The organism is Chlamydiales bacterium, from assembly GCA_016185065.1.
Lineage (GTDB): Bacteria > Chlamydiota > Chlamydiia > Chlamydiales > Rhabdochlamydiaceae.
In genome coordinates, this window is record JACPOL010000008.1 from 78,118 (window position 1) to 92,486 (window position 14,369).

At 49.0% G+C, this 14,369-nt stretch carries 13 protein-coding genes and 1 other RNA gene; 5 read left to right on the forward strand and 9 right to left on the reverse strand.

The window, feature by feature from the left end; genetic code table 11:
• Positions 1-8: 8 nt before the first annotated feature.
• Positions 9-1,004 carry a hypothetical protein gene (locus tag HYX48_04330; protein MBI2743125.1) on the forward strand — a complete coding sequence of 332 codons (996 nt, stop codon included), beginning with the start codon at positions 9-11 and terminating at the stop codon, positions 1,002-1,004.
• A gap of 886 nt (positions 1,005-1,890) precedes the next feature.
• Here the strand turns inward: HYX48_04330 and ffs are convergent.
• The 3 genes from ffs to ruvB all read right to left on the reverse strand — a co-directional run bounded on the left by ffs (position 1,891) and on the right by ruvB (position 4,436).
• Positions 1,891-1,988: signal recognition particle sRNA small type (gene ffs, locus HYX48_04335), an RNA gene on the reverse strand.
• 226 nt (positions 1,989-2,214) lie between these two features.
• Complete coding sequence (locus tag HYX48_04340) at positions 2,215-3,417, reverse strand: SpoIID/LytB domain-containing protein (protein ID MBI2743126.1); 1,203 nt, start codon at positions 3,415-3,417, stop codon at positions 2,215-2,217.
• Complete coding sequence (gene ruvB, locus HYX48_04345; GenBank protein MBI2743127.1) at positions 3,414-4,436, reverse strand: Holliday junction branch migration DNA helicase RuvB; 1,023 nt, start codon at positions 4,434-4,436, stop codon at positions 3,414-3,416. The genes HYX48_04340 and ruvB overlap by 4 nt, the downstream gene beginning before the upstream one ends.
• Positions 4,437-4,529: 93 nt before the next feature.
• On the opposite strand from ruvB, the gene HYX48_04350 reads away from it, so the two are divergent.
• The 4 genes from HYX48_04350 (at position 4,530) to HYX48_04365 (ending at position 8,043) form a co-directional block, all read left to right on the forward strand.
• The gene (locus HYX48_04350) at positions 4,530-5,096 is read left to right on the forward strand and encodes a dCTP deaminase (GenBank protein MBI2743128.1); all 567 of its coding nucleotides are present in this window, start codon (positions 4,530-4,532) and stop codon (positions 5,094-5,096) included.
• A gap of 124 nt (positions 5,097-5,220) precedes the next feature.
• On the forward strand, positions 5,221-5,556 hold the full coding sequence (locus tag HYX48_04355; GenBank protein ID MBI2743129.1) for a hypothetical protein: 336 nt from the start codon (positions 5,221-5,223) through the stop codon (positions 5,554-5,556).
• Positions 5,553-6,806 carry an HlyC/CorC family transporter gene (locus HYX48_04360; protein MBI2743130.1) on the forward strand — a complete coding sequence of 418 codons (1,254 nt, stop codon included), beginning with the start codon at positions 5,553-5,555 and terminating at the stop codon, positions 6,804-6,806. Before HYX48_04355 ends, HYX48_04360 begins: the two co-directional genes overlap by 4 nt.
• 1 nt (position 6,807) lies before the next feature.
• Complete coding sequence (locus tag HYX48_04365) at positions 6,808-8,043, forward strand: HlyC/CorC family transporter (GenBank protein MBI2743131.1); 1,236 nt, start codon at positions 6,808-6,810, stop codon at positions 8,041-8,043.
• Between the two features lie 196 nt (positions 8,044-8,239).
• On the opposite strand, the gene HYX48_04370 is transcribed toward HYX48_04365, so the two are convergent.
• The 6 genes from HYX48_04370 to HYX48_04395 form a co-directional block, all read right to left on the reverse strand.
• On the reverse strand, positions 8,240-9,529 hold the full coding sequence (locus tag HYX48_04370; protein MBI2743132.1) for a hypothetical protein: 1,290 nt from the start codon (positions 9,527-9,529) through the stop codon (positions 8,240-8,242).
• Positions 9,530-9,662: 133 nt separating this feature from the next.
• Entirely contained in the window at positions 9,663-10,802 is a 1,140-nt protein-coding gene (locus HYX48_04375; GenBank protein MBI2743133.1) for a cysteine desulfurase, read from the reverse strand.
• Positions 10,762-11,547, reverse strand: coding sequence for a Stp1/IreP family PP2C-type Ser/Thr phosphatase (locus HYX48_04380; GenBank protein MBI2743134.1), 786 nt, complete (start codon positions 11,545-11,547; stop codon positions 10,762-10,764). The genes HYX48_04375 and HYX48_04380 overlap by 41 nt, the downstream gene beginning before the upstream one ends.
• Complete coding sequence (locus HYX48_04385; GenBank protein ID MBI2743135.1) at positions 11,540-12,772, reverse strand: serpin family protein; 1,233 nt, start codon at positions 12,770-12,772, stop codon at positions 11,540-11,542. The genes HYX48_04380 and HYX48_04385 overlap by 8 nt, the downstream gene beginning before the upstream one ends.
• A 22-nt stretch (positions 12,773-12,794) precedes the next feature.
• The gene (locus tag HYX48_04390) at positions 12,795-13,676 is read right to left on the reverse strand and encodes a CPBP family intramembrane metalloprotease (protein MBI2743136.1); all 882 of its coding nucleotides are present in this window, start codon (positions 13,674-13,676) and stop codon (positions 12,795-12,797) included.
• A gap of 3 nt (positions 13,677-13,679) precedes the next feature.
• A complete protein-coding gene (locus tag HYX48_04395) occupies positions 13,680-14,369 on the reverse strand; it encodes a hypothetical protein (GenBank protein MBI2743137.1) in 690 nt (229 codons plus the stop codon).

The window sequence follows — 14,369 nt, forward strand, 5'->3', positions numbered from 1 at the left end:
CACCAGTTATGTCTAAGACTTTTGCATACACTTGTGCGCTTTCGCTACTGGGATCTGCATCGCTTTCTGCACACGACGACTTAGGAATTGGCTACCACTGGTCTCTTCTCACAGAATTTGTCTACATGCAGAGATCGGAGCTGCACAGCCACTCGATTGTAGATAAGTACACGCCAAATCAGTCTTGTCCCTGTGATGAGAGAAGCGTGATGAATACAAAAGACCTTCTTCACGACTTCGATTTTGAGCCAGGGTTTCGAGTAGGTCTCTCTTATCAACCAGACGACCGCTGGACGCTGGAGGGCAACTATCTCTATCTCAATGAGTGGGAAGGAGACGATACACATCATGGCAATGGAACGCTGAGTTTTCCAAGTTATTTAGGGGTCGATGGTTTTAATGCTGCCGACCGAGCTGAAGGCAACTATAGATCGCGCTTCTGGAATGCAGAGCTCAATATCTGGACACACGTCACACCGCGTAAAGTCGATGCCTACTCTTATTCTTGGGTAGTTGGCCTGCGCTACATCAACTTAAGAGAGATCTTTGATATCGCTTTCTTTACCGACTTTTTTTTAGGTGAAGATAAGAGCATATATAGTTCGCATGTGCACAACCATCTTGGCGGTCCTCAGATCGGGGGGTGTTTAGAGTGGAATGCAACGCATCAGCTCACATGGATGTTTTCTGCAAAGTTTGGCCCCATGGCAGATCGCGTCTGGCAGAAGACCTACGTTGCTGCAGACAATAACACAAATGTCCTCCGCAACTTTACCAAACACAGCTGGACTGCAGCTTTTCTTGCAGATGTTGCAGCCTCTGCACATTTTCAGGTGACCTCTCACTTCAATGTTCATGCAGGCTATGAGATGATCTACCTCACTGGAGTGGCCCTTGCACCAGAACAGAGCCAGCGTCAGCACCACCATGTTCGCAAAGAAGTTAACTCGCACGGCAACGCCCTGCATCATGGGCTATTCGCCGGATTAATCATCAGTTTCTAAAGCCTCAAAATTATGCGTTTTTCTCATCTAATAGTTTTCGTTTGTCTCGGTTTTCTATGCATGGGAGCGGCGCCCAAGTATAAAGATCGCACGCCGAGCGCCCCTTATATTACAGGAGATGGATTCAGGCTGCACTGTAAGTTCATCATAGAGAAAGGTCGCCATGAGCTTGACTGTTCTGAAGTGAAAGAGGGGGATACGATCTTTGTTCAAACCGAGTACCTCTGGCGTTTCTTTCAAGAGTTACATCCTCGAATCAGAAAGCGATATATTCTAGTAACTCACAATAGTGACATTGCAATTCCAGGCCCTTTTGTTCCCTACTTGCTTCATCCTAAAATTATCGCTTGGTTTGGACAGAATGTGGAGGGCTACTGCCATCCGAAATTGCATCCCATTCCCATTGGTTTAGAAAACAGACAATATAGCAATGGCGATCCAAAAGTAATGGATGCCGCCTCTGAGAAGTTCTTCTCCGTGCCCAAAACAGTGCTTCTTTATAACAACTTCTCTCTTCACACCTTTCCTACAGAAAGGGGTAAGGTCTATGAGATTTTTAAAGACAAACCCTATTGCGTGACTGCATCGCGCAAACCCTACATAGAATATCTTAGAGATCTTGCAGGATCGAAATTTGTACTTTGCCCAAGAGGCAATGGTCTAGATTGTCACAGAGTGTGGGAGTCTCTATACATGGGAGCAATTCCTGTTGTAAAAAGCTCTGCATCAGATAGTCTTTTCGACAACTTGCCTGTACTTATTATTGATGATTGGAACCAGCTTACAGAGGAGTTTCTTCATCAGAAATATGAAGAGTTCTCTTCAAAAGAGTATGCTTTTGACAATCTAACTCTGGGATACTGGCTGAAGATGATCGATAAAGAAAAAGCCGGAGAAATCTCAAGACACAGAACTTAAGCTCTTAAGGCTGCTACCTTCCGGTCCTGACCTGGTTCGAGCGGCTCTATTTCTCGAGCTCCCCGGCAAAAATGGAGCCCTATTCTACCATAAAAACAGAAAGTTAGAAGCTAAAAAAATCTTTATTTACACAGAGATCACAGAGACACAGAGAAAGAGGAGGGAGAGAAAAATTGCCGCGGAGCGGCAGAGCATCTATCTTTTCTGCGGAGAGCAGAAAAGATAATCTTCTTCTCTTTCTCCGTGCCTCTGTGATCTCTGTGTAAAATCCCCTTCCTCTGTCTTCTTCTACCTATTTTGTCTTATCTACTTTCGCTCCTGGAGCTGGCAGATTGCGCGTCTTCTCAATCTTTGTTTCAGGGAAGAAGGTTGAGAGGATCTTCGGTGCCTTCTCTCCTTTTTCAGCCATCTTATTAGCTGTGTAGAGGCAGAGGCCAACGCCAGGTCCATCACCGTAGCCAGTGAAGACGATCGAATCGCCCTTCATGCTAACTGTGAAGTCGCTGCTGCGGATCTTCTTTTCGCCGAGCTTCTTTTGGAAGGCGATAAAATCTAAAGTTCTCGCCTGGTCGCCGTCGATGATGCGGACACCGTAGACTTTAGCAGACGCCTTGTCGACGAAGAGATCAAGCGAGGAGATCGCCTTCAAGTCTAGACTCTTTGCCATCTCTTTTTTAGATATGGTATGGGTCCAGCGGAGCTGCTCCTTTTCGCTTTGAGCCATAGGAATCTCGACTCCTTTTGGAGCGTTGATATTCTTTCTATATAGAGCGGTGAAGTCTGCTGTTTTACCAGCGCAGTTTCTCGTCCAAGCTGTTGCAAATGGAGCATCTTTATAAGTCATGATCACATGACGGGTGTTGTCGATTGCGCGATCTACCATGAGGTTTTGCAGAGTCGCGCCATAACCTTGATAGCCCACATCTTTAGCTTCAACGTGCCACTTTGCATAAGGAGATCTGCTCACGAGAAAATAGCCCATGGTGCGAGCTGCGACAGCCACCGCTTCCATCGTCTCTTCTTCCACCTCGTCGGAGAATTGAGTATTCAAAGTCGATTTGAGGTAGGTCTCCATGTCGGTCTCGTTGATAACAAGGAACTTTCCATTGACGTTATAGATCTCGATGCAGCCTCGGTATTGCGTGCCATTCAAGACGATTGTTGTTTCAATGTCTGAGGGAACAATGCGTATTTGAGAAGCGCCATTCATCGAGTGGCCCCACTTGAGACCTTTCGCATCATAGGTCACAAAATCTCGTTTAGGGTTAGATCCAGAAGAGACTCGGAATCCGCTCTTCGCATCGTAAACCATATAAGGCCCCTTTACTTCTAGAAGGGGGCTGTTCTCGCCCTTGTCGAGCAGAACTTTGATCGTAGTGGGTTTATCAAATTGCGAAGGGTCGGCTTCAAACCGCTCGTATTTCATGGTAGCTTCAAGCGAAAGACCGCTTAAGCAGAATGTCGTGGCAACTAGTAGTGATGAAACGATTTTCATGTTGTTTCTCCGTCGGAAATTTTCTGAGGGACTCTCCCTCGTAGATGTTGATAGGCGAGCGAAGTGGCTTCGCGTCCCCTGGGTGTACGTTTAATAAAACCTTGTAAAATCAAATAGGGCTCATAGACCTCTTCAAGAGTAGACTCCTCTTCGCCGACAGCGACAGAAAGAGTCTTTACTCCCACAGGCCCGCCCTCATAGTGGTCGATGATAACGCTCAAGATCTTCTTGTCCATCTCATCCAGACCCCTCTGATCGATCGCGAGCATCTCAAGGGCTTCGCATGCTGTATTACTATCGATGCTCTTTCGATTCTTCATCTGGGCGAAGTCTCTTACCCATCTCAGCAGATGGTTAACAATCCGAGGCGTTCCTCGAGCTCTGCGAGATATCTCAAGAGCTCCTTCGCCATCAATCTCAATGTTGAGGATCCGCGCTGTACGGATTACAATTTCTTTAAGGACCTGCGGTTCATAATAGTCGAGTCTGCATGTAAAAGCAAATCGGGATCGCATCGGAGAGCTTAAAAGTCCGCTGCGAGTCGTTGCCCCCACTAGACAAAAGCGGTTGAGCTTCACCTGGACGCTGCGTGAGCTGGGCCCGCTGTCGATGAGTATATCAAGGGCGAAGTCCTCCATTGCAGAGTAGAGATACTCTTCCACCTGTCTCGGCAGGCGGTGGATCTCGTCGATAAAGAAGATATCGCCATCTTTTAAATTGGTTAAGATGCCAGCCAGGTCGCCCGGTTTTTCGAGCATAGGACCTGAACTTACAACGAGGTCTGTTCCCATTGTTTTTGCAAGGATGTTGGCAAGCGTCGTCTTCCCAAGGCCTGGGGGGCCGTGGAAGAGGCAGTGGCCAAGGGACTCTTTCCTCAGCTTTGCGGCGCCAAGAAAAACCTCAAGCCGCTTCTGAAGCTGCTCCTGCCCGATGAAATCTCTCATCGACTGCGGACGAATCTGCAGTTCGAAGGTCTCATCTGGCTTAACCCAGCTAGACTGTATGGATGGATGGGACATCATAGCTCATTGAATAGACTACTCGAACAAAAAACTCTAGCAAGAAAACGACTTTGGACGCTATATCTAAACCGAAACAATTGGGGAAAAACAATGAGTTTACAATCAGATCGCTGGATTCGTCAGATGGCAAAGACCCACGGGATGATAGAGCCTTTTGTAGAGGGGCAGGTCCGCTTCCAAAGAGATGAGAAGGTCATCAGCTATGGACTTTCGAGCTATGGATATGACATGCGTGTCTCCAATGAGTTCAAGGTGTTTACCAACATGTCTAACGCCATTGTCGACCCCAAAAACTTCAATGAGAGCGCTTTTGTCCATCAAGAAGTGGACGTCTGCATTGTCCCTCCAAACTCATTTGCGCTCGCACGCAGCGTCGAGTATTTCCGGATCCCGCGCTCGGTTCTCACTCTCTGCATTGGAAAGTCGACCTATGCTCGTTGCGGTATTATCGTCAACGTGACCCCATTTGAGCCCGAGTGGGAGGGGTATGTTACCCTTGAAATTTCAAATACAACCCCACTTCCAGCTAAGATCTACGCCAATGAGGGAATCGCGCAGGTGCTCTTCTATCAAGCAGCTGAAGAGTGCGAGATCTCCTATGCCGATCGAAAAGGCAAATATATGGGCCAAGTAGGCATTACCTTACCGGTCGCATAATAAGAGAGTGTCTACAAAAAAACCATTCGGCCTGCCTTTGATGAGGATTTTCCTTTTAGCTCTAGAAATAAAATAGGGCTTTTCACACAATCAGGTTGTTAGTGCAATTAACCCCTCACGAGTTATGCAGACGGGCAGGTCTCTTAAGTGGCAGGAGTTTGAGGTTTTCAAACGGCCTCTATTTGCCCGCAACTGGTGGGTAATTGCGATCATCGGATTCTCCTATCTCCTCTATGCTCACGGAATACAGAAGAAGAAAGAGGCCCTTTTTCAGTTGGAAAAGCGTCTGCATACTCTTCAGCATGAGAGGGGAGTTGCCATTGAACTTCAAAATGAGCTAAAGCTTCAAGTCCAGAGCCAGAAAGATCCTGCATGGATCGAAATGACCCTCATGAAAGGGTTAGGACTTGTTCCAGATGGCCAGCGCAAAGTCTACTTTGAAAAGACTGAAAATAAGTGATTACTGCAAGCTTAGTTGCATTCTTAGTTCTCCTCCTCTTCCTTTCCGGCTACTTCTCCTCTTCTGAGACCGCGCTCTTCTCTCTTCCTTCCATGACAGTTAAAGCCTATCAGAGAGAGAGCGATCCTCGAAAGCGGCTGATCTATAACCTTCTGTCGCGCCCTCGAGATCTGCTCGTCACGATTCTGATGCTCAATATTCTGATGAATCTTCTAGTGCAGAACGTGGTTGCGACGATCTTTGGATCCTATTCCAATTGGATCTTGAATGTCGGACTCCCGCTGCTATTAACTCTCGTCTTTGGCGAGGCTATCCCTAAATCGATCGGACTCGCAAATAATGAGAAGATCGCATACACCGTCGCCCCCTCTCTCTCGAGAGCGCAGACGGTGATCAAACCTTTTGCCGGCGTCTTTATCAGCATTACGAGCGTCATCTCGCGCATCATGTTCTTCTTCCTCCGAAAGGAGGATGAGATTTCGATCGATGAGCTGCAACACGCTCTTAAAACATCGCGTGAATATGGCGTGTTGAACGAGGATGAAGCTGAACTCATCCGCGGCTACTTAAATCTGCAGGAGTCCTCGATCAAAGCGCTCATGCGCCCAAGAGAGGAGGTCCTCTTCTTTGACCTTGAAGAGCCCCTATCGAAGTTGATCCACCTTTTTGTCGACCAGGAGTGTTCACGAATTCCCATTTGCAGGGGAGGGCTCGATCAGATCGTCGGCGTCATGACAAGCCGCCTCTTCTTTCTCCATAGACCCTCTCTCAATCAGACCCTCGATCTTCTTCCCATCTTGATGAAGCCGATCTTTGTTCCAGAGACGATGCCCGCGCATGCTCTTCTTAGACAGATGTATGAGCAGGAGCTCTCTATTGCAACAGTGGTCGATGAGTATGGGTCGGTCTCCGGAATCATCGCTCTGGAAGACCTCGTCGAGGTGGTCGTCGGCGAGATCGTCGACCGCCGAGATGAGAAGAACCGCTACACGAAAGCCGGCGAAGAGGTGATTATCACGAGCGGAAAGCTCGAGTTAATCGAATTTGAAGAGATCTTTGGGGTCTCCCTCAAAAGCGAAAACAACATGGTGACGATAGGCGGCTGGCTCACAGAGCAGCTTGGAGATATCCCCAAGGCCGGAACCAAGTTTTTGACGAAGGAGTTTCTCTTCCACGTGCTGGCTGCAGACCCTCAACGGATACGCCGCGTGTATATCCGCCGTTTACATACAAAAAAGAAGCGCTCTTAAGATGGACTGGAAGTTCTACCTAATACTCCTGCTGGTCTGCCTGGTTGTCCAGGGCTTCTACTCTATGCTTGAGATGGCTTGCGTCTCATTCAATAAGGTTCGGCTTCAATACTACGTCAGTCAGGGTAATAGACGCGCAAAGTGGCTCACCTCGCTCCTTAAACGGCCGGCGATTCTCTTTGGCACGACGCTCATCGGCGTTAATCTTACACTTCAGCTCGGCTCTGAGTCTGCCCGCCGCCTCTACGAGAGCATCGGCATCAATCCCGACTTTGCCCCCATCTCTCAGTGGGTCCTCGTCCTTCTTTTTGCCGAGATTGCGCCCCTTTTTGCTGGAAGGCGTTATGCTGAGCATGTGGTCATGTTGGGGATTCCCTTCATCTACGCCTCTTCGATTCTCTTGCGGCCTGTCATCTGGGGCCTCGACCTTCTCTGCTCGCTGATCAACAGATTGGTTGGAAGCCCCAAGGACTCTGGCCTCTACCTAACCCGAGATGAGCTGCAGAAGATGCTTGAAGAGCAAGAGGTGAGGCCCTACAGAGCCGATCAGACCGAACTTAGCTCTGTCGCTGGGCGGATCTTCTCGTTAAAAACGAAGATTGCAAAAGAGATGATGAAGCCGCTGACTTCGGTGAATATGATCCCCTCGATCTGCACGATTGCGGAGATGCGCGCGCTCCTCTCTGCTCACTACTCTCCCTTTCTGCCCATTTTTCACAGAACGCCTCAGAATATCGTGGCGATCGCCTATCCTCGAGACCTACTGCGCTTCCCTGAAAATGCGCGCGTTAGAGAGCATGCGCGTCCTCCTTGGTTTATCACCGAGAACACCTCGATTCTTCAGCTACTGAAACAGTTCAGAAGAAACAATAAGAGCATCGCGATCGTCCTCAACCAGGCGGGGCTCGCTGTTGGTATCTTGACGCTCGATGAGATTCTAGATGAGATTTTTGGCCAGAGCGACAGCTGGCCTTCCATCAATGAGATGGCACCTCGCGCGCACCATGTGATGGTCGACCGCACCTTCCCGGGCGATATGACGATTAAGGAGTTTAATCAGCAGTTTAATGTCCACCTTCCAGATGAAGGGGTCGAGACCTTAGAGGAGCTCGTCACTAAGCACCTTGGCCACCCGCCAAGCAAGGGAGAGACCATCCGCATCGATCAGTTCGAACTCACCGTCGAAGAGGCCTCCCTCCTCGGCGCCAAGATGATCTCCATTCAAACCGTCTACTAAACTAGAAGTCCTTTTTCCTTCTTTGACCGAACGAAGAGAGGTCCCTGGAGTGCGTGCGCTTTGCGCCGCCCTGAATTTATTAAAATTTTGTTTGCAATTCTGCTCTGAAGGAAAGCAAGGCGGCGCAGAGCGCACGCACTCCAGGGATTTCGCTTCGCTCAATCAAAGAATAAGAGAAAGAGAGTTCTCTTTTCTGTTAAGCCTTGGAGTCGCCCTTTGATTCAGCTTTGGATTCGGCTTTGCTTTCTCCGGTGAGGCAGAGGCGCGCGTTAATCTCAGCAACGATGCCTGGGAGGTGGTTGTATCCGACAACTAATACCTCTACTTTTCCAGCAGAGAACGCTGGTGATGAATCGAAAAGGTTGTCGACAAACTGCTTGTTTCTCTTGTCGATTATGACCAATTTTCTAAGTAGCATGTGTTCTTCATTTTCAGGAGAAAATCCTTTTGGATCGAGAATTGTGCGAACTGCATTACCCTCTTTTTCTGTAAATTTTCCTGTGTGAATGCTTAGTGAAGTTATGAGTAGGCCTCGTAGAAGAAGAAGAAACTCTTCTGCGTCATAAAGTTTCATGAAATCGGATATTGAGTACCAAGAAACCTCATCGATCAGATACCCAAGAGCTGTTGCTATGCTTCTAAGTTCTGGTGAGCTTTCATTTTCAATGAATTTAAGGCGAGCTTCTGAAGTTAGCCGGCAAAATTCCTTATCTCCATTTGTGCTATCAAGCAACTCCTCCAGTAGATTTAGAGGCTGCTTTATGTTCAGGAATAATTCTTCATACCAGACAAGTACTCTAGAGAAAAACCAGTAAAAAGGATCTGCCAGACCAAAAATAAGTGCATCTGGGTTTAATTCAGAATTAATACGAAACTCTTTTTCTGAGTACCCGGAATGTTTTGTACCTTCAAGTCTTAATACGATTTTTTGCCCGTCTGCTAACTCTAAAAGATGCCAGAGCATCCTCTTTTCCCATGGTTGTCTGTGCTGCTCTCCGATCATGATCAGTTTGAAATCGCCTGCCTGATAGGCGTGGATATTATCGATATATTCTTGTGGGGAGTTAAACTCCTTAGCTGCCTTTAAGATATCAGAGAACTCGGGCCAGGTGCACTTCTCGACCCGTTTTAGTGGGATGCCTTTGCAGGTCACAAGTGCGCGAGCAGTGGGATTTCGACAAACAGGAGGGAGCTCGCCGTAGTAGGTCTTAAAGACACCATCTATTTTCTTTGCAACATCTGCCTGCTCAGCGTCAGTAAGACCAGTGCACGCCTCTTTCAATCGCTCGAGAAGAGGTTTAGGGAGGTAGTGCTCCTTTGGTGGCCAGATCTGGGTGCGGGCGCGCTCTTGAAACTCGAGAAACCAGTTGATGCGCTCTTGCGGCGTCTCGGCTGTCTCATTCCAATCTAGAGCGACTTTAACCAGCTCATCCCTTTTGTAAGTAGCCGCACTTCTCTGAGCAGTTGTAAGTTCTGTGCTTGTCATAATTACCCGCATTAAATAATTTAATGCTGAGCATTATATCATGATTTAGGTTAGTTCGTGAATTGTATTGTTTTCTTTTTTTTGGAGTGCGGCGACCTGGCGCCGCTTTTCTCGAGATCGACCCGGCGATCTCTTAACTGTTTAGTGCTAACTCTTTGAGTGTCAGTAGGATGTGAAGAATCTCTTCTCGGGTTGTGAAGCGGGAGAGGGAGAGGCGCAGGGAGGAGCCTGCGAGCTTTTTGGGGATGCCCATATTGAGAAGGACGCGGGAGGGCTCTAGGGCGCCTGAGGCGCAAGCAGAGCCATGGGAGACAGCGATGCCGGCCATATCTAGCTGCATGAGCAGCGTCTCGCCATCCAAGGCGGGAAGTGCGATATTGGAAGTGTTGGCAATTCTGGGTGAGCCCTCGCCATGGACTACTGCTCCTGGAAAGTCTGCTTTGAGGGAGGCCTCGAGAAGGTCTCTAAGCTCTTGCATTCTGAGCGTGGCGCTGGGGAGCTCCTCTGAGAGAATCTCAACAGCTTTTGCGAGCCCAACGATGCCTGGGAGGTTTTCGGTTCCAGCTCTCTTTGCATACTCTTGATCGCCGCCAGTTAGGAGGGGTTCTAACTTAAACGAGCTGTGAATCCAGGCGAAGCCGACGCCCTTGGGGCCATGAAATTTATGTCCGGAGAAGGCCATAGCGCTGACTCCATCGGGGATCTTGAATAGCTCCTTTCCAAGCAGTGCGACTCCATCAACAACGAAGGGTAGCCCGCGCCTCTTGGCGATCTGCGCGATCTCCTCGATAGGATTTTTCACACCAGTTTCGCTGTTAACTGCACCAAGCGCGATGAGTTTTGTACTCTCTTGGAGTGCGGCCTCTATCTGCTCCGGCGCGATGTACCCTTTTAGTCCAGCAGAGAGGTAGGTGACGCGGACTCCGTGGCTCTCGAGGAGCTTCACCGTATTGTAAATTGCGGAGTGCTCGATATCTGAAGTGATGAGATGTCCGTTATTCTTGCCAGAAAAAGCTCCGCGCAGGAGCATGTTGAGCGACTCGGTTCCACCAGATGTGAAGATGATATTCGAAGGGCGCGTCTCCAAAAAATTTGCAACTGTTGAGCGAGCTTTTGTTAAACGCTTGCGGGCTTCTTGTCCAAAGTGGTGTACAGATGAGGGGTTGGAAGGGGGTGTGGAGAGCTCCTCTTGCATTGCAGCAAGAACGCGCGCGTCCAGCGCCGTTGTCGCATTATTGTCGAGATAGGTCCTTTCGAGCTTCTTTTCCTTCATGATACACCTTCACCATCACTACTGTGATGTTGTCGCTTCCTCCCTTCTGCTTAGCGGCGGCAACAAGGCTATCAGAGGCCTCTTTTATTGTCTTGGCCTCTAGGAGAATAGATCTCATCTCTTCCAGAGAGAGCTCATCGGTTAACCCATCGGAACATAAAAAATAAATATCATCAGATTTAAGCGTGCTAATCTCGATATCTGGCTCGACGTTCGCATGCGTTCCCACTGCGCGTGTAATAATATTTTTAGGTGCATGTTTCGAAGGGGTCTTGCCTAGGTCGCCTTTGCGCAGAAGCTCCTGCTTAAGCGAGTGGTCGAGAGTGAGTTTTGTAAGCTCCTTTTTACGGAAGCGGTAGATGCGGCTATCGCCTATGTGAGCGTAGATGAGGCGCTCTCCGGTAATGAGTAGGCAGGCGAGTGTTGTTCCCATACCGGCATACTTCTCATTTTGAAGCGAGAGCTGGTAGACCTCTCGGTTGACTCTTAAAATAAGATCTCCAAGCTTCTCCGCCCACTCTTCGGAAGTTGGAGGCGATGTGAGGGCAGTCTCGTAGAAGTCTTCGATTCTGATGGATAGGCGCTGCACAGTCTCTTTTGATGCGACTTCACCCGCCTGGTGGCCGCCCATGCCATCGGCTAAAACAAAAAACTTGCAGTTAGGCACCCCTGCCCAGGAGTCCTCATTGTTGCTTCTCAGGCCGATATCCGATATGCCGTAGCTTTCCACGATGTAACTACTCACTTTGCCCAATTGAGGGGTCTTGCAGTTTTCCTAAAAAGAGAGGGAGCTTTGTCTTCAAATCCACCAGCAAGAAGAGGAAGGGCCTATCTGCCACAAATGCAACCGGTGGCTGTGAAGGAGGAGTTGCCGTTAAATTCATCGATGCGCTTGTTGCTGCAGCTGCAGTTACGCCCATCTCATCAAGAGCGAAGAAGCTCTCGTGGACAACCTTGCTAAGAAAGAGGTCGCGCATCCCATCGATTCCCGAGAAGTCGGCCGCATCGGTAAAAGCGTTCTGAATGCCAAGAGCTTTCAGCATGTTGTTCAAGTCGTATCTTCGGTCGAGCGTGAATTTTGGAAGCTTGATCTGAAGATTTTGAGGCTTCAAACCCTCAATCCATCCGCGCAGAGCGTCGCTTGTAAGATCCTGCTCGCAGTCGGATAGTGCGACTCCCTTTTTAGGAAGTAGGATCAGGCAGGCAGGAGCAGCTGCACCCTCTTTTTTTACGAAGGGGAGTGCAAGAAGCTGAAAGCTCTCATTTTCGAAGTAGGGGAGGGTGGAGTTCTGCTTCATCATCTTAGTTTTTACCGAAGAGCCTTCCGCAAGATAGAAGGAGCTATCTGCTGTATTTTTCGGATCGAAGGGCTTCTGCCAGTTGCCTTTGAAGTAGAGCGCATTAGTCAGAACAACTCTTGTAGAGCCGTCGATATCGCCCTCTTCTAGCAGCTTAGGGATCTCTCCATGCGTCTGATTAGATGTCCACTCGTTGATGATCGAGATCGCCTGTTCAGTTTGAGCGAAATCAAGGCTCTGAACCTTGGCTTGGAACCCATCTTCTATTGCGTGACGATAATCTGAGAGCACAAAACTATCGCGATCGAGCCAGAGGCCGTTTGCCATATCAAAGGTGTAAGAGCCGTCCCCACTACTTGCAAGAGAGCTGCTTAGCGCAAGAGCTGCCTTGGAGAGCTCTGGTCTTTTAAATGTAAGCTTAAGAGCCGTTTGCATCTCTGTAGCTGTCACATCGCGCGCGCCGATATAGACCATCGAAAGACAAGAGAAGATCGAATAGGGAGAGAAGATTATGTTAGTCGAAGCCGACTTATTCAGAGTCGAGTAGAGCGACAGACCGAAATCCGTGCAGTTTTTCGATAGCTTAATAGCGGTCTCATCATCTTTCTTACTAGCCGCCGCCAGCGGAACCGTAAAGGCGATAAAGCAGAAGAGAATACGGGATAGCAACATACAACCCCTCCGTAGAGTGTTTTCACAGATCTGTAACTGGCATGAGCAGAATGCGGATACTGCTCACCGTATTAAATGCCATATGTAAGCCGATAGGTGCAACAAGAGAACCCTGTCTCTCGTATAAAAATCCTAGGTAGCAAGAGAAGATAAATAGTGAGATCGCAAGCGAGATGTTGCCGAGACCTTGAGATCCAGAGAGGTGAAAGAGGGCGAAGCTGAAGGCCGTTAAGAGTATTGCCGCTTTTCGTCCCACGTGCTTGCGAAGGAAACTCTGTAGAAATCCTCTGAAGAGCCACTCCTCAATGATCGGCGCGATCACGATGACAGTTGCAAGAGCAATCAGCAGGAGAAGAGGGGAGCCGAGCGCCATTTTTAAGAAGCGGACGGCCACCTGCTCATAGCTCTCAACTCCGAAAAAGACATAGAGCAGAAGATCGCAGATCTGGCTGATCACGACCACTAAGGGAAACGCGATGAACCAGGTAGCGATTCCAAGAAAAAAATCTCTTACCAGTCTCTTCGGGTTAGACCCATCGCGTGTAATCCATACTCCTCGCATGCTCTTTTTTTCTTGAGTCATCGAAAAGAGAATGAGAAGAAGCAGAATAAGAGCAAGCGCCCCTAGCTGTATAAGCCCTGCGAAGATGAGGCTATAGGAGGACTCTCCCTCTAAGCGAAAGAGTAGTCTTCCCAGAAGGGGAGCGATAAAAAGAGCGGTGATCAGATAGATCGCAAACGCGATAATAACCTGCCTGCCCTTTACATCTGGCCCATTCTGCTCTTCGGGCAAGGAAAAAAAGCCTCTGGATTTCGCCACCCAGTGGGTGAAGAAGCCCAAGAGGCCAAAGAGAAGAATCAGGTGGATCTGTTCGAAAATCAGCTCTTTTGAGAGAGCTTCCATCTGCTACCTTCTTGCCGCTAGGAGGACGTAATCCTCAATGCGAGTAGAGAGCTCTTTAATTAGCTTCGCGTGAGCGACGCCAATCGGAGAGATGTGGAAGTTATCCTGTCCCCAAGCCACCTGCGCGATGTGCGCTCTGTTAAAGTGTTTAGGAAGGTGCTGATTGTCGTGGATGATCTCCTGGAGGACGATTCTAGGAGAGTCTGCTCTGAGGTCGACAATGCGGAGTTTCATGCTGATCTGGAGGTCGGCAGGGGAGGCTTCAGGAGCTGTCGACGAGGCTGCAACCTCTTCGTGCTTCAGGAGCTCCATAAATACCACGAACTGGTCTTCAGGGAATATGCGTTTCATCCAGGAGAGATCCGCCGAGAAGGGGTCTCTGCTTCCGATGAGCTTTTTGGTCGCAGCGCGCACCTTTTGAGAGCCGGTAACGTGGAGCTTCTCTTTCTGCCCCAGTTTACGAGAGAGAACCGTCGTTAGCTCGTCTGAGAGGTTCCAAGAGACGCCATTGTTCTCAGTGCGGTCGAAAACTGGCACGATTGAAACAGAGGGAGCCGCGTGCTGCATCTGAACCGCGCTCATGCGCTCATCAGAGGGCTGATCTTTTCCACAGCCCGCAGTAAGGGCTACAAGAGATAGGCAGGCTGCAAGTGCGCAGCGCTGAAAGGTTTTTCCGGAATTTGATAGGGCCAT

What these genes read in the sequence shown, in the direction of transcription:
- HYX48_04330 (MBI2743125.1), top strand. Translation starts at nt 9, where the DNA reads ATGTCTAAGACTTTTGCATACACTTGTGCGCTTTCGCTACTGGGATCT.
- HYX48_04340 (MBI2743126.1), bottom strand. Translation starts at nt 3,417, where the DNA reads ATGAAAATCGTTTCATCACTACTAGTTGCCACGACATTCTGCTTAAGC.
- ruvB (MBI2743127.1), bottom strand. Translation starts at nt 4,436, where the DNA reads ATGTCCCATCCATCCATACAGTCTAGCTGGGTTAAGCCAGATGAGACC.
- HYX48_04350 (MBI2743128.1), top strand. Translation starts at nt 4,530, where the DNA reads ATGAGTTTACAATCAGATCGCTGGATTCGTCAGATGGCAAAGACCCAC.
- HYX48_04355 (MBI2743129.1), top strand. Translation starts at nt 5,221, where the DNA reads ATGCAGACGGGCAGGTCTCTTAAGTGGCAGGAGTTTGAGGTTTTCAAA.
- HYX48_04365 (MBI2743131.1), top strand. Translation starts at nt 6,808, where the DNA reads ATGGACTGGAAGTTCTACCTAATACTCCTGCTGGTCTGCCTGGTTGTC.
- HYX48_04370 (MBI2743132.1), bottom strand. Translation starts at nt 9,529, where the DNA reads ATGACAAGCACAGAACTTACAACTGCTCAGAGAAGTGCGGCTACTTAC.
- HYX48_04375 (MBI2743133.1), bottom strand. Translation starts at nt 10,802, where the DNA reads ATGAAGGAAAAGAAGCTCGAAAGGACCTATCTCGACAATAATGCGACA.
- HYX48_04385 (MBI2743135.1), bottom strand. Translation starts at nt 12,772, where the DNA reads ATGTTGCTATCCCGTATTCTCTTCTGCTTTATCGCCTTTACGGTTCCG.
- HYX48_04390 (MBI2743136.1), bottom strand. Translation starts at nt 13,676, where the DNA reads ATGGAAGCTCTCTCAAAAGAGCTGATTTTCGAACAGATCCACCTGATT.
- HYX48_04395 (MBI2743137.1), bottom strand. Translation starts at nt 14,369, where the DNA reads ATGGCCCTATCAAATTCCGGAAAAACCTTTCAGCGCTGCGCACTTGCA.